Annotated in this window: 24 protein-coding genes; 7 read left to right on the plus strand and 17 right to left on the minus strand. The window is 43.4% G+C overall.

What is annotated here, in order from left to right:
- Positions 1-5: 5 nt before the first annotated feature.
- Genes EYS00_RS06750 through EYS00_RS06760 form a run of 3 tightly spaced genes read left to right on the plus strand, consistent with a single transcriptional unit; the run spans position 6 to position 2,168 of the window.
- A complete protein-coding gene (locus EYS00_RS06750; protein ID WP_130635797.1) occupies positions 6-749 on the plus strand; it encodes a stress protein in 744 nt (247 codons plus the stop codon).
- A complete protein-coding gene (locus EYS00_RS06755) occupies positions 742-1,533 on the plus strand; it encodes a glucosaminidase domain-containing protein (protein ID WP_130635798.1) in 792 nt (263 codons plus the stop codon). The genes EYS00_RS06750 and EYS00_RS06755 overlap by 8 nt, the downstream gene beginning before the upstream one ends.
- Positions 1,530-2,168, plus strand: coding sequence for a DUF2987 domain-containing protein (locus EYS00_RS06760; protein ID WP_130635799.1), 639 nt, complete (start codon positions 1,530-1,532; stop codon positions 2,166-2,168). Before EYS00_RS06755 ends, EYS00_RS06760 begins: the two co-directional genes overlap by 4 nt.
- Here the strand turns inward: EYS00_RS06760 and EYS00_RS06765 are convergent.
- From EYS00_RS06765 to ccoN, 12 genes are all read right to left on the minus strand, one after another.
- Positions 2,157-3,161: a patatin-like phospholipase family protein gene (locus EYS00_RS06765; RefSeq protein ID WP_130635800.1), complete on the minus strand. Its 1,005-nt coding sequence runs from the start codon at positions 3,159-3,161 to the stop codon at positions 2,157-2,159. The genes EYS00_RS06760 and EYS00_RS06765 overlap by 12 nt on opposite strands.
- 5 nt (positions 3,162-3,166) lie before the next feature.
- On the minus strand, positions 3,167-4,105 hold the full coding sequence (ttcA, locus tag EYS00_RS06770; RefSeq protein WP_130635801.1) for a tRNA 2-thiocytidine(32) synthetase TtcA: 939 nt from the start codon (positions 4,103-4,105) through the stop codon (positions 3,167-3,169).
- Between the two features lie 58 nt (positions 4,106-4,163).
- Complete coding sequence (gene uspE, locus EYS00_RS06775; RefSeq protein ID WP_130635802.1) at positions 4,164-5,084, minus strand: universal stress protein UspE; 921 nt, start codon at positions 5,082-5,084, stop codon at positions 4,164-4,166.
- 100 nt (positions 5,085-5,184) lie between these two features.
- Positions 5,185-5,925 (minus strand): fumarate/nitrate reduction transcriptional regulator Fnr, encoded by a 741-nt coding sequence (fnr, locus tag EYS00_RS06780; protein ID WP_130635803.1) that lies wholly within the window; start codon positions 5,923-5,925, stop codon positions 5,185-5,187.
- Positions 5,926-5,967: 42 nt separating this feature from the next.
- Entirely contained in the window at positions 5,968-6,636 is a 669-nt protein-coding gene (locus tag EYS00_RS06785) for a sulfite exporter TauE/SafE family protein (protein WP_130635804.1), read from the minus strand.
- Positions 6,629-6,838, minus strand: a complete 210-nt coding sequence (gene ccoS / locus EYS00_RS06790; protein WP_130635805.1) for a cbb3-type cytochrome oxidase assembly protein CcoS — start codon at positions 6,836-6,838, stop codon at positions 6,629-6,631. The genes EYS00_RS06785 and ccoS overlap by 8 nt, the downstream gene beginning before the upstream one ends.
- A 1-nt stretch (position 6,839) precedes the next feature.
- Complete coding sequence (locus EYS00_RS06795; protein WP_130635806.1) at positions 6,840-9,224, minus strand: heavy metal translocating P-type ATPase; 2,385 nt, start codon at positions 9,222-9,224, stop codon at positions 6,840-6,842.
- The gene (locus EYS00_RS06800) at positions 9,224-9,703 is read right to left on the minus strand and encodes a FixH family protein (protein WP_130635807.1); all 480 of its coding nucleotides are present in this window, start codon (positions 9,701-9,703) and stop codon (positions 9,224-9,226) included. Before EYS00_RS06800 ends, EYS00_RS06795 begins: the two co-directional genes overlap by 1 nt.
- Before the next feature lie 105 nt (positions 9,704-9,808).
- Entirely contained in the window at positions 9,809-10,765 is a 957-nt protein-coding gene (ccoP, locus tag EYS00_RS06805; RefSeq protein WP_130635808.1) for a cytochrome-c oxidase, cbb3-type subunit III, read from the minus strand.
- A gap of 15 nt (positions 10,766-10,780) precedes the next feature.
- The gene (locus EYS00_RS06810; protein WP_130635809.1) at positions 10,781-10,942 is read right to left on the minus strand and encodes a cbb3-type cytochrome c oxidase subunit 3; all 162 of its coding nucleotides are present in this window, start codon (positions 10,940-10,942) and stop codon (positions 10,781-10,783) included.
- A gap of 1 nt (position 10,943) precedes the next feature.
- Entirely contained in the window at positions 10,944-11,549 is a 606-nt protein-coding gene (gene ccoO, locus EYS00_RS06815) for a cytochrome-c oxidase, cbb3-type subunit II (protein ID WP_130635810.1), read from the minus strand.
- 14 nt (positions 11,550-11,563) lie between these two features.
- Positions 11,564-12,997, minus strand: coding sequence for a cytochrome-c oxidase, cbb3-type subunit I (gene ccoN / locus EYS00_RS06820; protein WP_130635811.1), 1,434 nt, complete (start codon positions 12,995-12,997; stop codon positions 11,564-11,566).
- A 241-nt stretch (positions 12,998-13,238) separates the two neighbouring features.
- Between ccoN and EYS00_RS06825 the strand changes: the two genes are divergently transcribed.
- Entirely contained in the window at positions 13,239-13,700 is a 462-nt protein-coding gene (locus EYS00_RS06825; protein ID WP_242618675.1) for a hypothetical protein, read from the plus strand.
- Between the two features lie 37 nt (positions 13,701-13,737).
- On the opposite strand, the gene bfr (EYS00_RS06830) is transcribed toward EYS00_RS06825, so the two are convergent.
- The 4 genes from bfr (EYS00_RS06830) to EYS00_RS06845 all read right to left on the minus strand — a co-directional run bounded on the left by bfr (EYS00_RS06830) (position 13,738) and on the right by EYS00_RS06845 (position 16,967).
- Positions 13,738-14,205, minus strand: coding sequence for a bacterioferritin (gene bfr, locus EYS00_RS06830; RefSeq protein WP_130635813.1), 468 nt, complete (start codon positions 14,203-14,205; stop codon positions 13,738-13,740).
- The gene (gene bfr, locus EYS00_RS06835; RefSeq protein WP_130635814.1) at positions 14,205-14,681 is read right to left on the minus strand and encodes a bacterioferritin; all 477 of its coding nucleotides are present in this window, start codon (positions 14,679-14,681) and stop codon (positions 14,205-14,207) included. Before bfr (EYS00_RS06835) ends, bfr (EYS00_RS06830) begins: the two co-directional genes overlap by 1 nt.
- 128 nt (positions 14,682-14,809) lie before the next feature.
- Positions 14,810-16,390 carry a cation:proton antiporter family protein gene (locus EYS00_RS06840; protein ID WP_130635815.1) on the minus strand — a complete coding sequence of 527 codons (1,581 nt, stop codon included), beginning with the start codon at positions 16,388-16,390 and terminating at the stop codon, positions 14,810-14,812.
- A gap of 112 nt (positions 16,391-16,502) precedes the next feature.
- Complete coding sequence (locus tag EYS00_RS06845; protein ID WP_181412790.1) at positions 16,503-16,967, minus strand: c-type cytochrome; 465 nt, start codon at positions 16,965-16,967, stop codon at positions 16,503-16,505.
- Positions 16,968-17,100: 133 nt separating this feature from the next.
- Between EYS00_RS06845 and EYS00_RS06850 the strand changes: the two genes are divergently transcribed.
- The 3 genes from EYS00_RS06850 to EYS00_RS06860 all read left to right on the plus strand — a co-directional run bounded on the left by EYS00_RS06850 (position 17,101) and on the right by EYS00_RS06860 (position 21,633).
- A complete protein-coding gene (locus EYS00_RS06850) occupies positions 17,101-17,523 on the plus strand; it encodes a universal stress protein (protein WP_130635816.1) in 423 nt (140 codons plus the stop codon).
- Between the two features lie 166 nt (positions 17,524-17,689).
- Positions 17,690-19,720 carry a TonB-dependent siderophore receptor gene (locus EYS00_RS06855; RefSeq protein WP_130635817.1) on the plus strand — a complete coding sequence of 677 codons (2,031 nt, stop codon included), beginning with the start codon at positions 17,690-17,692 and terminating at the stop codon, positions 19,718-19,720.
- Complete coding sequence (locus EYS00_RS06860; RefSeq protein WP_130635818.1) at positions 19,720-21,633, plus strand: YfiR/HmsC family protein; 1,914 nt, start codon at positions 19,720-19,722, stop codon at positions 21,631-21,633. The genes EYS00_RS06855 and EYS00_RS06860 overlap by 1 nt, the downstream gene beginning before the upstream one ends.
- Here EYS00_RS06860 and EYS00_RS06865 read toward each other — a convergent pair.
- Positions 21,602-23,350, minus strand: coding sequence for a bifunctional diguanylate cyclase/phosphodiesterase (locus EYS00_RS06865; RefSeq protein ID WP_130635819.1), 1,749 nt, complete (start codon positions 23,348-23,350; stop codon positions 21,602-21,604). The two genes, EYS00_RS06860 and EYS00_RS06865, sit on opposite strands and share 32 nt — an antisense overlap.
- Between the last annotated feature and the right edge of the window lie 68 nt (positions 23,351-23,418).

Here is a 23,418-nt window from a genome sequence, read left to right on the forward strand (position 1 = left end):
AGGAAATGGTGGCAGGACCTTCACAAAACCCGAAGAGTGATAATAACAAACAACCTAAATCTACTCAGGGACTTAGCGTAAAGTCGGTACTTCAACAGGGTAATGCTTTGGTGAAAAGAGACTTTTTCAATTGGTTCCAAGCGACTGTGATACTTGCACTGGTCTTCATCGTTTTTGGCGCGGTAGCTTCACAGTATGTCACTTTTCACGAAGACAACACTTTCACTATACAACATCAGTCAATCATTGAGATCGTTGGAGTAGTGGTATTGGCTCCCCTGTTTACTGGGCTTTATGTGATGGGAGTCCGCGCTGCGCGTGGAAATAAAATTACCGTTTTCGAGGTGTTTAAATTTTTCCCGCTGGTATTTTTAGTCGCGTTAACCCAGCTACTTATCAGCATTTTAGTGCAAATAGGCGCTATATTATTAATTATACCGGGTGTGTACTTGTGGATGGCAAGTGTGTTTGCATTGCCATTAGTCGCAGAGAAACGCTTGTCTCCTATTCAAGCTATAATTACCTCGTGTCGTGGCTTTAATAAGAACTGGTCATCTTTGTTAGCGATATATGGAGTCATGTTTTTATTGTTCATTACCGTCCCGTTGAGTTATGGGTTAACAATTTTATGGGTAATGCCATTGTATTTTTGTGTAATGGGCATTGCGTACGCCTACATATTTGATGAAGCCGTACTTGATTCAAGTACAACCGAAAAGGTTAGCAACGAGTCTCACTTTAATGCTTAAACGGGAAACGCTTCGTATTGTTTTGATCACATTCGCCGTATTGGCGGTGATCGTTATTAATGCGTTGATTATTTCAAGACCAACACCGGATATTATTGATGCGCCCGTTGCGCAGCGTAGCGTTAAGCCCGTGCCTGATTTTGCCTCATATACCAATGTTAAAGATAAGAAAGCGGCATTTTTCAACTATTTGAGACCTGAGGTGGTTAAACAAAATAACTATTTGCTTACGCTACGTCACTATGTGCAGACTCTGTATAGAGACGTGTTGAACGAGCGCCCTCTCAATACCAATGATCAAGAAAGGTTGGCTTGGTTAACAAAAGAATATCGCGTTGACGATACACAGTCTGTAACTTTGCAATTGCTTTCGCTACTAAAAAAAATCGATGTGGTTCCAGTGGACTTAGTATTGGTTCAAGCAGCCAATGAATCTGCATGGGGAACAAGTCGGTTTGCGCAGCAGGGTTATAACTTTTTTGGGTTGTGGTGTTTCAGCGAGGGATGTGGTTTTGTCCCCTCAAGACGTCAGCCTGGTATGTCACACGAAGTAGCAAAATTCGACAATGTATCTACCGCTACCTACACCTACATGCGCAACTTAAATCGACACGAGGCTTACAGTGAATTACGTGAGATTCGAAGCCGTTTAAGAGCAAATCAGATCCCCATTAAAGGTAAAGCCTTGGCCGAAGGGCTTATGAATTACTCAGAGCGCGGCGCGGCGTATGTCGAAGAGCTTCAAAATATGATTCGATATAATCAGGAGTACTTATCAGAATGATAAGAAATGCACTTTTTGTTTTATTGGCTTCGCTGAGCACATTCACCAATAGTGAAACTATTGATGTTGAATACAGTCGTTTTTATAGCCATGTAAAAAAGCTTAATAGCGACGATACGCAAGGGCTGCAATTTGCCTTTGGTTTTTTACGAGTGGGTGAGGGGCGGCTTTGCGGAATCAATAACGCCGAAATCATTACAGACAAGCAAACTCTTCCGCTTGTTGTGTCTAGTGAAGGGCGCTTCACTGTCCCTCAAGAAAAAGCGTTGAAACTTGCAGATGGTATTGTTCGCATTGATCTTGCTGAACGAGCTAACCTTTGTGATATGTCTGTACAATTAGAGACGGTGCCAGAGTACGTCAAAACCGAATACTCTACTGATGACTTAAAGAATATCTATAGTCAGTACGATGCGTTTTTTAATGAGATGGGCAGTTTTCTATCTTTCATGATGCCCTCAGTAAAAGGCTTGATGTTTCAATTTGAAGACAAAGACTTAGACTTTCACTCTGATAATCATCCGCCCATTGTTAAAGGTATCATGCGCTTAGACGAATCGTGGATCAACGAGAGTAAAGGATTTACCTTGCCCGTTGAACCACTTCGAATAACAGCGATAGCTTCAGGTAAGTAACTGAAAGCGGATTTGTTCGGCGAGGCGCTCAACCGTCGCTTCGCCTTTCAAGCATAGCTCCCCTGCGCGATGGAACTCCATAATACCAACATCGGTCAACTGTGGCTCAATGAGTATATCGGGCGGCTCGCCGGCAAGTCGAGAGCGAGTAACACGAGCCTGAAGTATTTCTAAAGCGCTACTCATCACATTCATAATACCCGGTGCGGCACCCAAAGGCGGGATTTCTTTGACTTCCTGTTCAAAAACTTGAAGCTCTTGACTGTCACTTTGTACATCACCATCGGTAACTATTGCAGTAGCGTCGTTACTATCAAGGACTTCTGATTCCTTGCTGTTATCAGACTTAAACAACTGCTTAAGTGCATTATGACTCTTGGTGAAAAAGTCATCCGTTTTACGTTGGTTTTCTTCGTGGTCTTTACGCAATTTTTCTAAACGAATATGTCTAAAGTCGGCATTTAGATTAACCGCGATAACATAATCTGCTCCAAGTTGTCTGCACAGATTAACCGGGACTGGGTTAACTACCGCACCGTCAACTAGCCAACGCCCTTCGTGGGCCACTGGAGAGAATAGCGCTGGAATTGCGCATGAAGCCTGCACAGAGGTAGCAACATTTCCATGATTAAATGTTACCTCTCGTCCAGTGTGAATATCAGTAGCGACGCAGGCGAACGGCTTATGCATTTCCTCAAATGTAGGTAGGCTGAAGTCACTGGCAAGTTTATCGAATACTTTTTGGCCGCTGACAATACCACCACGCCTTAACCCTACACCGAGTAATCCTAAAACCTGCCATTCAGTGAGACCTACCGCCCAATCGTGAAGTTCATCAAGACGACCACTCGCGTAGGCAGCACCCACGTAGGCGCCGATGGAACAACCCGAAACAACGTCTATTTGAATCCCTAAACGCTCAAGCGCTCGTATCACTCCAATGTGCGTCCATCCACGTGCAGCTCCGGCACCTAGTGCGAGTCCAATCTTCATATTTGCTATTCCGTAACGTTAACTACTTGAATATCAGCTGAGTTTTTCGAAGGCGTAATATGCGTAAACGATGGTTGATCAAATGCCGTGTCACCGTCTTTAACTGGCGCATCTGTAGTTGCTATCCCTTTGAAGTCATATAAATTTTTGTCAACTAAATGAGACGGCGCTACGTTTTGCAATGCGCTAAACATAGACTCAATTCTACCCGGAAAACGTCGATTCCAGTCTTGAAGCATGGCCTTCACATTTTGGCGCTGCAGGTTTTCTTGCGAACCACACAGGTTACACGGAATGATCGGGAATGCTTTTGCCTCAGAATATTTCACAATGTCTTTTTCTGTGCAGTAGGCGAGAGGGCGAATAACGATATGCTCGCCGTTATCACTGACCAATTTGGGTGGCATAGATTTTAGTTTGCCGCCATGGAACATGTTCAGGAAAAAGGTTTCAAGCATATCGTCTCTGTGATGACCCAAGGCAATCTTAGTTGCGCCAAGTTCTTTAGCAGTACGGTAGAGGATCCCTCGACGCAAGCGCGAACACAGTGAACAGGTTGTTTTTCCCTCTGGGATCTTTTCTTTTACGATAGAGTAGGTGTCTTCTTCTACAATCAAATACTCTACACCCAGTGTTTCAAGGTAGTTAGGCAGCACGTGCTCTGGAAAACCCGGTTGTTTTTGGTCAAGGTTAACTGCAACTATGTCAAAGTGAATTGGTGCTACTCGCTTCATGAACATGAGGATGTCGAGTAAGGTATAACTGTCTTTTCCGCCCGAAAGACACACCATCACCTTGTCGTTGTTTTCGATCATGCCAAAGTCATCAATGGCTTTACCAACGTTTCTACGCAAACGCTTCTCTAACTTATTTAAGTTATATTTTTGCTTACTTTCCGGTGCGTTGCTCGACGGGTTGCTAACGCCAGTTAGGCTAATACTCATAATCGCTGTAACATCAATATTTAAAAAACGGCATTATACCCAAGCGAGCAACGTTGAGCTACGATATCGGTGAAACAAAACCATCGGGTTTTATTGCAAGCACATCACAAGCAAGCTCATCTATCACATGCTCGGCAGTATTCCCTATGAGGGCAGCAGACAATCCTACTCGCCCCACAGTCCCAATGACCACTAATTCAGCGTCAATCTCTTTGGCAATATAAGGGATAACTTTTTCAGGTAAACCCTCTTTAACGTAGCAGTGGTCGCCTTCAACATGGAATTTTTCTGCATGCATGGCCATTTGTTTTAAATGATGATTCTTAACCGCATCGTTATATGTGCTAGCGTCAAATTCAGGGACTTCAATGGCAATGTTCAGTGGGGTTGAAGGATAGCAATTGACTAGGTTGACGTGCCCACTCAGAAGGTTGGCATAATCATTGGCAATGACGGTAATTTTGTCATTGAGATTGGCGTGTTCTTCGTCTTCGGTGCCAACATTTACCGCAGCGATAATTTGTCCCCCTGGAGGCCAGCCATGATCTTTTACCAGTAATACTGGCGAGGGGCATTTACGAAGCAGGTGCCAGTCTGTTGGTGTGAAGATAACAGAGGCGAGGTCGTCGTGCGGGCGTGTACTTTTAATGACTATATCAGCACTTGAATTAACAGCGTGATGAATGATTGCCTCGTAAGAACGATTATTCCATTCAACGACTGTATCCACTTCTGAGTAACCCAATTCTGCGAGGTGTGTGGCCAACCATCTAGCGTGCTCATTCGTAACCGCATCGCGCATCGCCTCCCGTTCGTCGGGGCTCAGCATGGTGGTCATATCATAGGATAAGTCGTACACCACGAGCATGGCGGAAATTCTCGCGCCTGTTTTATTGGCCAGTTCAATGGCTCTTGCTAACGCGGGTTGATTGTCTCGATCTGCGTCAATGACAGCTAAAATGTGCTTATATTCAATCATCGCTACCACCTTAACCTAGGTTATTTACACTCTAACTCCTTGTATAAGTGTAATACGAGATCGAAAAATTGCGGGGTTATTCGCTAAAAAAACTGTTGGGTTATCCGTCACATACAATACTGTGTCGACCTACGTTACTTAGCTTGTCACGCATTAGGTCAAAATCAGTAATAGTGATTAATTTACCCTCGACACGAATAATACCTTCTTTCTGGAAGCGGCTGAGTAAGCGACTGATAGTCTCGATGGTTAAACCAAGGTAGTTTCCAATCTCATTACGGGTCATCGTAAGGTGGAATTCTTTATTGGAGAAACCACGTGCTTCGAAACGCTCTGAAAGATTTGCTATGAAATACATAAGACGTTCTTCAGCGGTGCGTTTGTTTAGCAGCATCATCATATCGTGGTCTTGTTTAATTTCCGCACTCATGAAGCTCATGATCTGATGGCGAAGCTTAGGAAATTGCATTGCCATCTCATCGAGGGTTTCGTAAGGGAGCTCACAAACCATGGCCGTCTCGAGGGCTTGGGTATAACTCTGATGGCGGTTTTCGCGCAGTGCATCAAACCCTACGATATCCCCGGGGAAGTGAAAACCGGTAATTTGCTCTTCACCATCTGCGTTGGTAACAAAGGTTTTGAATGATCCAGTTCTAACAGCATAGAGAGAAGAAAAAGCATCGCCGCTCTCAATTAATGCATCACCTTTGTGTAGTGGCTTTTTTCTTTCAATGATATCGTCTAACGACTCGATTTCCGTTTTATCGAGTGCCACAGGCAAACATAAATGACTGAAACTGCAATTTTGACAATGAATAGAAAATTGGCTTCCTTTGCTCATAATACACACACTTAACGCTTTGAACTGATAATCTGAATATTACTATGAGATAGATTGAATTGCTCGATAAATTAAGAAAATCGCATACATAAATAAGCCCGTTGCGATAACCTGACGCACAACAGGATGCTTAAATCCTTGCATTAGATAAGTACTCCCGATACTTGCAATAATTAGGGTAGGGAGAGTACCTAGCCCAAAAGCTAGCATGAGGAGCGCACCGTCTACTGCGTTACCAACGGCAAGGGACCATGTGAGCGTTGAGTATACAAGACCACAGGGTAGCCAGCCCCAAATAAATCCGTAAGGTATTGCATACGCGGGATTTTTAAAGGGAATAAAGCGTTTTGACATAGGTTGTAGGGAGCGAAATATCTTTTGGCCTAATGCTTCAATATGGACAAGTCCCCGCCACCAGTTACCCAGATAGCAAGCCAGCAGTATCAGCATTAAAGCACTTAACAGTGACAATATTGGACCGCCGACTGGGACAAAATGCGTAGCCATTTGCCCGAGAGCCCCCGTGATTGCGCCGGCAAGGGTGTAACTAGCTATACGACCAAAGTTGTACGCAAGTGTAAATGGAAGTTTATTCTCGTTTGGTGGTATTACTGCATTCAGTGCCGCGACAACGCCCCCACACATGCCCACACAGTGCACGCCTCCAGCGACGCCCACTAGAAATGCCGAAAGCACATTTAATTCAGTCATTAGACTCGTTTTGCTGCTGTATTTTTTTGCGTTTTTCTGCCAATGCTTTTTCTTCTGGTGACAAATCGTCGTCAAACAGAATGCTATACCCTTGGCGGTCTAGGTCATCGAACTGGTTTGATTTTACCGCCCAAAAAAATACCAGTATCGCGACGGCCACAATAATAATGGCGATTGGGATCAGCACATAAATTATACTCAAGTTAACCCCTTAGCAAACGCGTTGAGTTGTACACGACAATGATACTACTAAGCGACATACCCACTACCGCCATCCACGGACTCAGCATACCTGATACCGCAAAAGGAAGAATAACAAGGTTATACCCAACTGCCCATGCCATATTCTGACGAATAGTTGCTTTTGCCCGTTGTGCCGATTTCAATAAAAAAGGCACTACAGACAGCTTGTCGCCAAGCAAAATGACGTCAGCGGCGGTTTTAGCTACATCGGTTGCATTACCTACAGCGATAGCCACATCGGCGCTGGCAAGTACTGGAGCATCGTTGATACCGTCTCCCATCATAAGCACAGAGTCACCTTGCTCTTGTAAGGCTTTTACTTCTGCAAACTTTTGCTCGGGCGATAGCTCACCTTTTGCAATGTTTATCGACAGTGATTTAGCCACGCTATCAACATTGTGCTGCATATCACCACTAAACATAGCGAGCTTATAATCTTTGAGTTGCGTCAAACTATCTTTGGCATCCTTTCGCAACGTATCCGTGACTTTGAAAGCACCGAGTAATTCCCTATCTGTTACCAAAAAGACATTGGCCTCAAACTCAAGACTGGGTAGGGGCTTCTCGCCAAAGCAAAAGTGCTTTGAACCCAATTGATAACGTGTGCCCTGTATCTCGCCAGAAACGCCACCGCCCGGTGTCACTTCAAACCCTTGCATCACTAGATCACTAGACTTGGTATCAAACGCTTTGGCGATGGGGTGTTCTGACCTTGACTCTAAGCATGCCGCAATATCGAGTACAGCTTGTTCTGCGTGATTGGAGTTAACCCATAGTGCTTGTATGGAAAACTTACCTTGAGTAAGTGTTCCGGTTTTATCGAGTGCAATGGTGTTTATCTTAGTGAGTTGCTCTATGGCATCAGCCCGCTTAAGCAAAATGCCATGCTTATTCAATTTAGCCATCGCGCACGTCAAGGCTGAAGGTGTGGCTAGTCCAAGCGCACAGGGGCAGGTAGCAACTAGTACTGAAACTGTGATCCAAAACGCATTTTCGCTGCCGTGTAAATACCAATACAAGTATGTTGCCGAGGAAATGAGAAGTACGGCTACTACAAAGATTCGAGAAAACTCGTCAGCAATTTGCGCCACCTTTGGCTTATTTGCCATGGCTGTAGTTTGTAGTCTGACTATTTGATTGACTAAGGCGTGCTTCAGTGTATTTGTGACCTTAATGGTCAAACTACCGTCTTTACTCACTGTACCGCCGTACACAAGACTGCCTGTCTCCTTGAGTACTGGATTGAACTCACCTGTGAGCATTGATTCATCAACTGACGAAGAGCCCTCCAGTACAACACCATCTACAGGAATTGTCTCACCGGGTTTAATCAGCGTTAGTTCGTCTTTTTGAAGCTGTTTCGCTAAACACTGAACCAGATTGCCATGTTCATCAATTTTTGTAGCTGACACCGGAACATACTGGGTCATATTGGCAGAAATTTGAGCCGCTCTATGACGGCTGCGGTGCTCCAAAAAGCGACTCAATAACAGTAAAAAAATAAACATGCAGATGGATTCGAAATACACTTCGCCTTCTTGAAGAAGGGTAGATTTCAATCCCGCGATATAAGTGCCGAATACGGCAAGGGTGATTGGAACATCCATATTGACAGTGCGTGCTAGCAAGGCCTTTGCTGCACCAATGTAAAAAAGGCTACCGGAGTAAAGCACTACTGGTGTGGTAAGCGTAAGTGCAACCCAATAAAAATAGTCTCTCGTTTCGGCTTCAATTGCACCGAACCAATCGAAATAGAGGCCTGCCATCAACATCATCACCTGCATGGTCATAATGCCTGCTAAGCCGAGCTTTTTTAGAAAGGACTTTTCTTCACGCTTGTAACTTGCTTCGTGATCATCTGGTTGAAAGGGAGCGCCTTTGTAACCAATACGTTTCAGCGCCTTGAGTATCTGACTTAATTTTAGCTGGTCATCTGCCCATGCGACCATGGCCCGTCGCTCTTGAACGTTAACAGACACTTGCGCAATACCAGTGACTTTTGACAATTGCTTCTCGATCAGCCAACCGCATGCTGCGCAGGTGATACCTTCAACCGTTAACTGAATTGACTTGTTGTTTCCCTCATCAACAACAAAATCTTCTTGTAAGGCAGGTTCGTCAAACAAAGTGAGTTTGCTTAACTGTGCCGGTACAACATCGTCGCTCTTTATTGCGGGTTCAGTGCGGAATTGATAATAGTCTTCCAACCCATTTTGAACGATGGCCTCAGACACCGCCAAGCAGCCTGGGCAACACAAAAAGCGCTGCTCACCGAGGATCTGAGTAGAGTAGGTGTGTTCATCATCGTTGGGCAAACCACAATGATAGCAATTCGGGTCTTTCATTAAGGATTAAATCTGATCGTTGCGCCGTTGGGGAGTGTCAGTGTTTGTTGAATTTTCCATTCTTCATTCATTGGCATCAAAGAAACACGCCACTTACCTGATAAGTCATTGTCGGTTGAACCGCGGAAAACACCTGTGGCATCTCTAGTTAGTAATACCTCGGTATCTTTCTCTTCAAGGGTAACATGATGAAAGGCGAGCTTTAGTGCTGTTCCATCTTGAGGTATACCTGAGTGAAACTTTATGGCTATTAGACCATCGTCAATGGTTAAGTCAGTAGTGATCCGCAATCGACGAGCATTGGCTACTTTATCTAGCCTGGAGTTAATTGCTTTACCTTCTTTGTAATAGTCGTCAACAACTAGGCTGTCTTCGGTATTAATGGCCAGTCTTAACAAGACAACGCCCATAATTAGCGTGACTACTGGCACAGCGATAAGAAACCAGGGCCAAAACTGTTTATACCAAGGTGTGTTCATTAGGGTCCTATTAGCGCTTTAATTTAATGGTTTTGTTACATCGAATAATCTCATAAAAAAAGCCCCGTGGTCACGAGGCTTTTCATCGGTTAACTAGGTTAACGATTATTCGTCTGACAAGCTATATACGTAAGCTGCTACCACGTGGATTTTGTCATCACCTAAGGTTTTCTTAAATGATGGCATAACACCGTTGCGGCCGTAAGTTAGCGTTTCTACAACAGCTCTGTGTGAGCCACCGTATAACCAAGTAGTGTCTGTAAGGTTAGGCGCACCAAGCATTTGATTACCTTTGGCATCCATTCCGTGACAGGCTGCACATACCATGAACCTTGCTTTACCGGCTTCCGCTAGTTCAGCGTCTACATCTGGTAATCCACTGAGGCTACGTACGTAGTTAGCTACTTCTTGAATACCTTGTTCGCCCAACGCTGGAAGTTGTGCAGGCATTAGACCTGAACGGCCAAGTGTTAGCGTTTCAACAATCTTCGCACCTGAGCCGCCGTATAACCAATCGTCATCGGTTAGGTTAGGGAAGCCACCGTTTTGGCCGCGAGCATCAGAGCCGTGACACTGTGAACAGTTTTGTAGGAACAAACGCTTGCCTACTTTATTTGCTTCAGGATCTTTGGCTAACTCTTCGACAGGAATTTGCGCATACGCTTCAAAGATAGGGTCGAATTGCTCTGCTGCAAAATCTAGTTCACGATCATACTCTACCAGATAACCGTTTGCCGACGCCTGCTCTCGAGCCTGGGCTGACTCTTCAAGAGACTGAACGTTCTGGTTTGAACTACGCCACTTCCAGAGACCTTCGTATGCACCAAGACCCGGATAAAGTGCTAGGTAAATAAAACCCCACACAATAGTGATGTAGAACATAATGGTCCACCAACGCGGAAGTTGGTTATTGAGCTCGATAATACCATCGAACTCGTGACCCATTGACTCACCTTCCTCAACACCTGTCTGGTTTGATAGACACCAGCGAAGAAGAAAATAGCATCCTATAATCAACCCAAGGGTGATTACAGAAATCCATATTGTCCAAAACATACTCATAGTTTAAGACTCCTGCTAATCTTTTTTTGATTCGTTGTTATCTTCGTCAGCGAAGGGTAGGTTGGCGGCTTCGTCGAATTTACTTTTATTTCGACTACTAAATGCCCACCAAACTATGCCTATAAAGCTGACAAAAACGATGACAGTGAAAATGCTGCCTACAATACTCTGGTCCATGTTATTTCAAATGAGTGCCAAGAGATTGTAGGTAAGCAATAAGGGCTTCCATTTCTGTTTTGCCCGATACTGCCGCTTGCGCACCTGCGATATCTTCATCGGTATACGGAACGCCGAAACCTCGGAACACTTCCATTTTCTTACCGGTAAGCTCGCCCGATAACGTATTTTCCTCTAACCAAGGGAACCCTGGCATATTAGATTCTGGAACTACGTTACGAGGATTAATGAGGTGCACACGGTGCCATTCGTCACTGTATCGACCGCCAACGCGAGCCAAGTCAGGACCAGTACGCTTAGAACCCCAAAGGAAAGGATGCTCCCATACGGATTCACCAGCAACACTGTAGTGACCGTAGCGTTCTGTTTCAGCACGGAATGGACGAATCATTTGGCTGTGACAACCTACACAACCTTCACGGATGTAGATATCACGACCTTCTAACTCTAATGCCGTGTAAGGACGAAGGCCCTCAACCGGTTCCATTGTCTGCTGTTGGAACATTAGTGGTGTAATCTGAACCATCGCGCCGAAACTGATTGCTACAAGAATCAATACGGTAAGTAGGCCGACGTTCTTTTCAATTAACTCATGTGGATTTTTCACTTCACGTCTCCTTATTACGCAGCCTGAGCTTCAGGTTCTGCAGCAATACTGCCTTTAGGTGCACGTACGGTCATGTAAGTGTTATATGCCATCACCAACATACCTGCTACCACGAACACACCGCCAATGAAACGAACCACGTAGAAAGGCTTAGATGCTTCTAGAGACTCAACAAAGCTGTAGGTGAGTGTTCCATCTGGGTTTACCGCACGCCACATTAGGCCTTGAAGTACACCAGACATCCACATTGCGACGATGTAAAGAACAACACCGATTGTCGCTAACCAGAAGTGCACGTTAACCAAACGAGTGCTGTACATTGCTGGCTGACTAAATAGCACTGGGATCAGGTGATAAATTGAACCGATAGAAACCATTGCAACCCAACCTAGCGCGCCAGAGTGCACGTGACCGATAGTCCAGTCTGTGTAGTGAGAAAGTGCGTTTACCGTTTTAATTGCCATCATCGGGCCTTCAAACGTAGACATACCGTAGAAAGACAGTGAAACGATAAGGAAGCGCAGTACTGGGTCAGTACGAAGCTTATGCCATGCACCAGACAGTGTCATGATCCCGTTAATCATACCACCCCAAGACGGTACGAATAGAATGACAGACATCACCATGCCAAGTGACTGAGTCCAGTCAGGAAGTGCAGTGTAGTGTAAGTGGTGAGGACCAGCCCAGATGTAAAGTGAGATCAGTGCCCAGAAGTGAACAATGGATAGACGATATGAGTATACCGGACGACCCGCTTGTTTAGGAACAAAGTAATACATCATCCCTAAGAAACCTGCAGTGAGGAAGAAACCAACTGCATTGTGCCCGTACCACCACTGCATCATTGCGTCTACAGCACCGGCGTATAGCGAGTAAGATTTGGTGAAAGAAACCGGAATTGCCATGCTGTTACCAATGTGTAGCACAGCAACAGTCAACATGAACGCACCTAAGAACCAGTTCGCAACATAAATGTGCGATACCTTACGGATAACTAGCGTACCGAAGAAGTTGATAATGTAAGCGATCCAGACAAGCGCGATGAGAATGTCGATAGGCCATTCTAGTTCTGCGTATTCCTTTGAGCTTGTTAGGCCAAGCGGTAAAGTAATAGCTGCAAGAACAATAACAGCTTGCCAACCCCAGAAGGTAAACGCTGCTAGCTTGTCACTGAACAGTCTTACCTGACAGGTACGCTGTACAATGTAGTACGACGTAGCGAATAGTGCACAACCGCCAAAGGCAAAAATAACGGCGTTAGTGTGCAATGGACGCAAACGTGAGAAGGTTAACCATGGTGTGTCGAAGTTAAGCATAGGTGCAAACAATTGCGCGGCAATAAATACCCCTATACCCATACCAACGATACCCCAAATGATGGTCATGATGGTAAATTGCCTGACGACTTTGTAGTTGTAATCAGGTTGTGCTTGGCTTATTTCACTCATTTTAATGAATCTTCCACTTCAAATGAACTTATGGTCTCCAACTGCCGTTTTATTACGGTAAAATGTGAAAGAGCGGTCCCTCTTCACACTGAGCTTGGAAAGAGTAATAATTATTGCTCCAAGCCAATTGGTACGCGGATGATAAGGTTTTTAATTACAAAAAGATACCATAAACTAACCGAGCTTGATCTCGGTCAATACAGAATCATTCAAAAATTAATCAATGTTAAAAAATTGCAACATGAATTCAACAAATCGCTTACGTTCGTACCTCGGGCCACTCACTATTTTTTTTGTTGCAGTAGCAATATTTACTGTCCACAGATACCAACAAGCGCTTCAAAATAATGCTATTCCCTATGTTGAAATAGGTAATACCTGTAATTTTGTCAATAATCGCTGTGAACTTTTAATAGAAGGCCAAAAAATAACCGCTTCATTTTCTCAACATCCAGAAGTCGAAGAATCTGTCACTCTAGTATTCAATGGGCTTAACGGAATGGCGCCAGAGAGTGCGTGGATTGAAGGCGTGAATATGTACATGGGAAAAATTCCCGTTTTGCTTACTGAATCAGGCAATGATCAGTGGAGTGGTTGGTTTATGCTGGGTAGCTGCTCAGAGCCACAAATGCAGTGGAGAATACAGCTGAATATAACGGGAAAAGAGAGCGTCTATTTTCTACACTTTTCAACGGTTCAATAAAAAGGCCTCTATCTGAGAGGCCCTATTGATAAGCATGTTACATTTGCGATTGCAGATAATTTTGTAATCCCAAGCGCTTAATCAAACCCAGTTGTTGCTCCAACCAGTGGGCATGGTCCATTTCAGTATCATCAAGTAATACGGTAAGCATTTCACGAGTCACGTAATCGTTCTCTGTTTCACACAGAGCGATTACTTCTTTGAGCTTTTTATCAACTTCATACTCTACGCGAAGGTCGCTTTCTAACATTTCTGGCACATCAGCACCGGCTTTAAACCCTGTGCGAGTTACCATATCCGGTTGACCTTCTAAAAATAGAATTCGCTCAATCAGTTTAGTTGCGTGACCACGCTCGTCGTCAAATTCGTGGTCAATACGCTCGTATAGCTTGTTTAAGCCCCAATCTAGATACATTTGCGAATGGAGGAAATATTGGTCCATTGCCGCTAACTCGTATGACAACAAGTTATTTAGTGCGTTAATGATAGTAGTGTTGCCTTTCATTAGTCGTCTCCCATGACCTGCGCTTGCAGGTAATTTTCAATACCCATGGCATTGATTTGATAATCTTGCGTTTCTAACCAATCTAAATGTTCCTCTTCATACTCGAGCACTGATTCGAGTAAATCACGTGAAACATAGTCTTGCTTTTCTTCGCAAAGGGCGATTGCTTCTTTTACTAGTGGGATTTGTTCTTGCTGAAAACGCGTATCACACTTGAGCATCTCATCGGTGTCCTCACCAATGTAGAGTTTACCCAGTGCTTGTAAATTGGGTAGTCCTTCCAAGAACAGAATACGCTCGATGATATCGTCAGCTTGCTTCATGTCTTTGATGGACTTTTTGTAGTTCTTACTATTGAGCTCAGTTAAGCCCCAGTTTTTGAACATACGTGCGTGAAGAAAGTATTGATTTATAGAGGTTAATTCACACGTTAACACTCTATTTAAAATTTCTATAACGTCGCTGTTGCCTTTCATTTTTAGCCCCCGTCAACTAATTGTGCATAAGTATAAGGGGGTAATCCGTAAAAATCAAAAAAAATTCAATAAAAACAATTAGATATAAATGTTAACCATTCTCAGTTAATCCTTTGTTCTCATTGTATTTACGGTTTAAGTTGTTGGCTTTGCGCATAGGCCATACTTTCCTCAGCAAAACCTAAACCTGCCTCAGTGAAGAAATTGAATACTTTGTCTATGCCATTGTGCCTTAGATACTTAACTTCATCTTCGTACCTGGCTATTGCTGCTACTTTACCTTGATAACCAGCAATTTTTAGTTGGTGAGTGATATTAACTGCGTCGTCAATAGTGGGGAGTGCTAGCAAGACCAATTGCACATTCGCAATATCGAGGTTTTCCCAAAGATCGATATCCTCGCCATCACCGCATATCACGTTCATTCCGCTCTGTTGAAGTTGCTGAACCTTCACTTGATCGGCATCCATTCCCCACACATTGATGTCGTCTAGACAGTTTAAAGCGTTGAATGCACCTTTGCCTACGCGCCCCATGCCCATGACTAGAAAGTCAGCATCATTCATTGTGGGATAAACATCTTCTGGTAAACGTCTTGTTTTTTCAAAGCGCTTCACATAGCTTTTAATTTCATTGTATTGAGAGTGAGACTGACGATACAAAATACTGGTGAATACGAACGAGAACGACACAGCTAACGCTATTACCACCAGCCACTCGTCTGTCAGCATACCCAGTGATACTGCTAAAGCGCCTACGATAAGTCCAAACTCACTGTAGTTTGCTAAAATCAAACTGCTCAAATAGGCAGTCCGCGCGCGCAATCGCAAACTCGTAAACAAGCCGAAGAACAAAAGCCCCTTGATAGGAAGTAGCAGACAAAGTGCTAATGCCAAACCTATCATTGCGATTGAGGGGAGGGCAGTTAGACCTATCGATAGGAAAAAGCCAACCAAAAATAGATCCTTAAAACTTAGTAAAGACTTGGATAGCTCCGAGGCTTTTTGGTGTTGGGCGATCATAACGCCGAATATGAGTGCACCCAGATCTCCCTTTATATTGACCATTTCGAATAAATGATAGCCGCCTAATGCGAGCATAAAGCCTGTGAGCGGCAGTAGCTCTCCGTGTCCAGACTTGTTTATCATTTTGTAAATCAAAGGGAGTAGAGGAAACAGAGCAAGAAGTCCTAACGCGTAAATTGACGGTAACTTACCTGTTGCCGCGACCAAAAATACCACCGCAAAGACGTCTTGCATTACTAGTATGCCAATTGCCAATTTGCCGTGTCGGGTTTTCATCTCTCCGCTTTCATCGAGTACTTTTACAACACAGACTGTGCTACTGAAACTCAAAGCAAATGCTATTAATATTGCACTTTGAAAATCGAGTGACGGAATAAAGTGACTAGCGATTGCGGAAAGACCGTAAAAAACACCACTTGATAAAGCAACCCATAATAGCGTGTGTGAAACACTTCCCCCCCAAACCTCTCGTTTACTCAAGTCTCTGATGTTTAATTTTAGACCTATGGTAAAGAGCATAATGGTGATACCCAAGTCTGCGACGGTAGATAAACCGTCCGACATGGTGTAGCCCATAAAATTGAGCAAGAAACCCGCTAAAAGAAAACCTACAAGGGGAGGAACGCCTATAAGCTTTACGCCTAAGCCACAGATAAAGGCGAAGAAAAGAAGCGCGTATTCCATGAAACCATTGAATCCTATATGAAGATTTAGTTACCCGTCAGTTATACATCAAAGCCCGGTGCAATGTCACACCTTAGTCGCCGGAGCAACTCAGACGGGTAACGCGTAACCTTTATTCTGGTGTTCTAAGTTCATACAACCTATATTCAGACGTACGATAGGGTTCAACTTTGTATTTGGGTTGTAGGAATGCCACCAAGTCGACTAATTCGGTCACCGTAAGGATATCATTCATATTTCTCATTTTTGACTCACCATTATCGGTGGTCATGCTTACAGGTTGTCTGCGCGTGATTTTGTGCGACGGGTTAATGATACTGGTAACGAGCTCTCCGTATGTAGTAACGCTTGCGCTACTACCGCCAATAGGCACTGGACGTACAAGCACGTATTCATGGTCTTCGGCAACATCAATCCCCTCAACCTGATGGCAATCAGTACAGCGAAACTTTTCGAAATTCTGCGCCCCCAATACAGGGTCACCTTCAGGTAATGAGAATCCCCGCGATGAATTAGGTCCACACCCCACGAGTGCTAGTGCTGTGCCAACAACAATAATAAGTGATTGAATTTTCATAGTAACGTCCATTTAGCGCCAGTTGGTTTATAGTATGGATATAAAATAGCCTTGCATGTTGATTTTAATCAAGGTTCTTTCGTATAGATGAAGTAAAGTTAAACTGAGTATTGCATATACCGAGGGCTATACCATGGATAATTACGAAACAATTTTAGTTCCTATCGATGTTTTCTCTGACTACGAAGCGGTTGTAACACGGGCACTCAACATCGCTGGTAATCCACACAAGTGTCATCTTCTTTATGTCGCGTTTCCTCAGGCGAGCATGGAACCATATGGGTTGTTTTTAGAGCGTGACTTTTCATTAGAAGTCACCGAACAAGCAGAGCGAAAGTTAAAAGATGTTGCGGCCCGCCATGATATTCCCTACAGCCACGTGAAAGTCGTTATTGGCTCTCCTGCCGAAGAAATTCATATCATGGCTGATAAAATAGACGCAGACCTTATTGTTGTTGGTACTCACGGTCAAAGCGGATTAAAACTCTTACTGGGTTCCACAGCCAATGCTGTGCTGCATGGCGTTAAAACTGACGTACTTGCTGTAAAAGTCTAGTGGTATGAGTTTCGAAGGTTTTAGACTTAATTGCTTTGGGATTTGTGTTAAACAATTCACACAACTGAATTAAACACCTTTTTTGTACTATGCTTCTGTGTAGGTGACGACACAGAAGTATCCTCTGGTCGACACTATTGTACATTTACTTTGTTAACGGACTATTATGCGCAATATGGTGTTTGCAACTGTCTCACTGCTTCTGTGTGGTGTAACAGCGGCATCAGACTACAAAGATGATGATGCATTATTCTCAATGTCTCTCGATGAACTGTTGGAAGCTGAGTTCACTACAGCGACACTCACACCAGAAAAAATTGACACAGTTCCCGCCGCTTATTCGATTTTTAGCAGGAATGAAATTAGGTCACTAGGTGTAAGGTATTTGCACGAACTGCTTGACTACGTTCCTGGTTTTCAAGTCACTCGCTATTCGGATTTTCCACAACAGTATTCTGCGAGTTCTCGAGGTTTGAGTGTGGGGTCATCATCAAGGAAGATTCTTTTTTTGATTGATGGTTTTACTGCAAACGATCCTAGAGCAGGCAGTGGTGTTAATCTTTTAAACTACTCAATTGATCACATCGAGAAAGTCGAGGTATTACGGGGGCCGGGCTCTGCAATCTATGGTTCAAACGCTTTTACCGGTGTTGTGAATGTTATTACGCGCAACAACAATAAACGGGTTCGAATTCAGAGTGGTAACGAGATAACGTCAGATGTGTTTTCCCAATGGCACACCGATATGGAAGACATTACCATGAGTGCGCAAATCAATATGATTAACGCGCGTGGTGGTCATTACACTGTAAGAGATTTTTTAAATGGTGGTCATAAAAATATCTCAGATCCTTATCAACAACGTTCTATCATAATAGGGCTGTCGAATACTCAACATAAGCTAAACGTCCATTATCGTTATCGAGATGCAGACGATTTTTACAGTATCCAACGATTGAGTGACAGATATGAAAATAGAAGCGTTTCGTCCATGACGAGCGTGCAATATCAATACGATTACCACTGGCTCGAAGATATATCCGCTACTTTTCAACTCAGTCATATCACCACTCGTTTAGAAAGTTCAGCTCAGTCTACGCCAGTGGGGGCATTTAAAAACATTAGTGTTCCAGATACCGATGACCCCCTATTTGGTACTGGTTATTTAGAATCTCGCGGAATTAAAGCAACGTGGATAAACGACTATCGCTTGAATAAAGGTGTGTCAGTGCAATTTGGGGCATCTATACAAAACAATGATGAGACACTAGCCGAAGGGACAACTAACTTTGATTTAGATGCAGTGTTAAATTTGCAGTTCCCAGTTCCATATTCGCCAAACATTGACTTTGTTTCTAAAGTTGGTCAAGAGGACGATCAAGATGCCGGCGGTGCGTTTATTCAGTATCAGCATCAAAAAAATGACTTAAACTGGGTACTAGGGTTGCGTTATGACAGGTTTGAGTCAATAGGTGGTCGTTTCACTCCGAGGCTAGGGTTGGTTTATCGTTCCAACAAAAATTTTCAATGGAAACTTTTGTACGGAGAAGCATTCCGCTCACCAGACCTTGCAGAATTAAGTCTATTTAATGGTGTTGGTCGTGTCGGTAACAGATCACTTCGTTTTGAATCAACGCAATCAATAGACTTTATTAGTCAGTACACGAGTAATGAGACCCGTGCCTCCGTTAATTATTTCATCACTGAATACAAGGATCCTATTATCAATGCTGTAATTGCAGGCAGGACTACGTTAATCAATGGCGAGGACTCGCGTGTTAAGGGGCTAGAAGTTGAAGTTAAACATTTTTTTACTCAACACACATGGATAAGAACAGCCCATACACGATTCCATCAACTTCCCGAAAGTGCTTTTCGAGAATCAAAAACATTGTTTAATTTTCATCTAAATCATTCTATTGCTGGCAAGGTGTCTCTTGGCATTGGTGGTGATTACCGCTCAGCAAGGAAAACCCTTCTGCAGGCATCTCCCCAAGAATTTAACAGGGTGGAGGGATACTGGCGATTGCGCTTGTCAGGATACTATGAGTACGACAACACATTGACGTTTAGCTTTATTGTGAATAATCTTGAGGGAACACAACCGATTGGACCAGCGTTGGGTTCCGCACTTCCTGATGGTGTAGTTCATCCGGGAAGGCAGTGGACAGCGGGCTTTGAATGGGAATTTGATTAATGAATAGACACATTACGGCATTTGTCCTCCTACTGATAACCGTAATGTTCTCGTCCTCAACATCTGCACAGTTCTCTCAGTACGACTTAAAAGTTGCCTTCATAAATAAATTTACTGGATATGTTAAGTGGCCGGAAACACCCGACCAAATACACGTCACCTACCTTGGTGATGAGGAAGCATATTGGCTGAGTATTCAAAAACTCACTTCTATCGATGGTCCAAATCAAAACTACTCTGTATCACGAGCAGATACTTTAGAATCCTTACCTTTTTCCCACATACTTGTGGTAGATACTACTTTCAATGACCGAGTTGAAGAAATTGTTGAACAATTAGAGAACAAACCTACGTTGCTTATTACTAATGATTTTCTAGATAACGCATTGATAGGTATCGACCTTGTTGCACACGAGGGGCGTACGATTTCCTTCAGTGTAAACCGCTATAACTTGGCGTTTCAAAACCTTGAAGTCGACCCAGACATAGTGTTACTTGGTGGTTCCGAAGTTGATGTTGCAACACTCGTTAGAGAAATGAACTCTCAGCTAAACGTGCTAAATGCAGAAGTTGAAGAGAAAAATGCGCTTTCACTAGCGCTTCAACAAGATGTAGCAACGAGTAGAGCATTGCTTACCGAGCAATCCACAGAGCTTGAAAACTTGGCTGGTTCCTATCGTCAGTATCAACAAAGGTACACGGCATTATCAGCCGAGTATGAGCCATTAAGAGAAGCACTAGAAAATGCGCAAAAAGAACTATCCGCCAGCCGCACTCAGCTTGCAACCAATAACCAAGAGCTTGATGCGCTAAATGCAGCGTTAGCTGAACGCACGTCGGCAAACAACACACTCAATGCACTTATTGAGCAAAATCAAGCCCGTCTAGTTCAACAAAATGAACTGCTAAGTCAACAAGACGCAGCGCTAGAGCAATCGAAGCAGACCATTGCGGTTCAAGATGAAACACTACAGTCGCAGAGTTCAACCATCAAAACTCAATCAATTATTGTTTACCTCGCAACCGCGGTGGCGTTACTGACGGGAATAATGGTTTTACTGGCCTACAGAACTGCTAAACAACGTCAACGTACCAATGAAGTGCTTCACGAAAAGAACGCTCAGTTAAGCGCAATGAATGAAAAGATCATAAACACACAAGAGCAACTTATTCAGTCAGAAAAAATGGCGTCGCTTGGTAACCTTGTGGCTGGTGTAGCACACGAGATAAATACGCCACTCGGTGTGGGTATTACCGCGATTTCTCACTTAACACACTCAACGAAAGAATTTGCAAAACTTATCGAGGAAAACAAACTGACAAAAACTCGTATGAACAAGTTCATCGCTTCAATTGGGGAAACTGGTGAAATCGTTGAAAATAATCTCACTCGGGCTGGTGAGTTGGTGCGTAATTTCAAGCAGGTATCGGCAGACCAGACAACCGATGAACTGCGTTGCATTGAACTGAAGAAGTATATTGATGAAGTAGTTTTCAATTTGCATTTCAAGCTGAAAAAAGCCAACCACAAGGTGACAGTAACCAGTAGCATTAACGAATGTGTCAATACTTACCCTGGAATTCTTGCACAGATCATTACTAATTTGGTCATGAATTCCGTGCTGCATGGTTTCCGAGATCTACAGAATGGCGAAGTTAATATCGTGCTATCAAAAGAAGCTGGTCGGGTTGTTATTGATTACACGGATAATGGCTGTGGAATTTCCGATAACGTTAGAAAAAATATATTTGAACCCTTTTTTACCACAAATAGAAACCACGGCGGCACCGGCTTGGGAATGCATATTTGTTATAACCTAATTAACCAAAAACTCAATGGAACTATTGTATGTGCTGCCTCAGAGAATGGTGCGCACTTCGTTATTGATTTTCCAGCTCACTGTCAGAACTAGCACTAATAACAGCGTTCTTTTGTTCGAGAAGAGCGATTAAATCAGCTTCGGGCATAGCTTTCCCTATAAAGAAGCCTTGGATTACGTCACATCCAGCGGTGTTTAAAAATGCTACTTGGTCTTCAGTTTCAACGCCTTCTGCGATTACTTTCATATTTAATTCTTTGGCAATGGTAATCATTGCTTTTATGAGACTATTAGCCTCTGTTGTTTTGTTGATGTCCCACACGAATTCTCTATCTATTTTAAGATTATCAAAGGGGTACTGACGTAAGTAACTCAGAGAAGAATATCCCGTACCAAAATCATCCATGGCGAGTTTAAAACCGTTTGAATGCAGTGCTGCAAGGCACTCTGATGCATTGATCTCGTCACTGAGGAGAATGGTTTCTGTGATTTCAATTTCGAGTAGGTGCCTTGGTATATTGTAAAGCGTAGCTTTTGCGATCAATGATTGAACAAAATCAGGTTCCCGTAGTTGGCGTGGAGAAAGATTCATAGAGACGCGAATGGGTAACTCTCGTTCGAGTTGATGCTGGATGAAAGTCGTTACGTTATCCAAGATAAAATCGCCGATTGATACGATTAAACCTGACTGCTCTGCAACAGGTATAAATTCTGCTGGCCCAATGGGACCTATCTCCGGACAGTGCCATCTGAGCAACGCCTCTACACCGACAATGCGTTTGGATAACAAATCATATTGAGGCTGGTAATGTACTTCTAACTGTTGTTTTGCCAGTGCTTTTCTTAAGTGTCTTTCCACAAGATAACGACGAGTAATTTCTCTGTCGATGGTCTCATTGTAGACTGTGAATTGCCCCTTGCCTTGAGCTTTCGCCTTATACATTGCGGAATCTGCTTTCCTCAGCAAGGTAGACATGGTTCTGCCATCATCTGGATAAACTACTAGACCGATACTACAACTGACAAACAGTTCATTGTTAGACAAGATAAACTGTCTAGCTAACGTGTCGATGATCTGCTGCGCAATTTTATAGTATTCTTCGAGAGGCTTGTGCTCACTAATGAGTACGACAAACTCGTCGCCGCCAAGTCTGGCAAGTAAATCGGCTCGTCCGACTATGTTATCTAGTCTAATAGCGGTCTCTTTTAACAGTCTGTCGCCAATTTCGTGCCCCAAGAGGTCGTTGATATTTTTAAAGTTATCTAGGTCTATGAAAAGCAGCGCAAAACGATGGTTAGAGCGCAAATTTCGTTGTATTAAAGAGTTGATTCGTACGCTTAAAAATGAACGATTTGCCAAGCCCGTAAGTTCATCATAATGCGCTTGATAGTTCAGTTTAAGTTCTGCTTCTTTTCTAGCGGTAATCTCTCTAAAAACTACGAGAATACGATTAGGCTGAGACATTAAGAGTCTTATTTCAAAATAATGCTTGCGGCCATGTTTTATTATGTCAGTTTCAAAGGTCACTAAATGATGATTTGTACAAAGCTGTCTTATATTTGAGTAGAGTTGACTCTGTAGAGATGCAGGTAGTCGCGCATAAATCGACCGGTTGATGTCATTGCTCGTGAGATAATCAAAGGATGAGAAACTGGAGGCTCTAAGGTCAATTATCTTGCAGTCATCATCAATCAATACAAAAACGTCTGGCATTACGCTAAAGACTTCATCAAGTATCTTATCCTTGTGATGACTATCTAGGTATGCCCGCTCTCTGTCTTCCGCCCTGGCGATTAGCTTAGTTGCCATATTATTGAGCGCTTCTCCTAGCCGTTTAAATTCGCCTCGTCCACGTAGTTTTGCTCTAATTCTCGTTT

It is taken from the genome of Alteromonas sp. KUL49, from assembly GCF_006538345.1.
Lineage (GTDB): Bacteria > Pseudomonadota > Gammaproteobacteria > Enterobacterales > Alteromonadaceae > Alteromonas.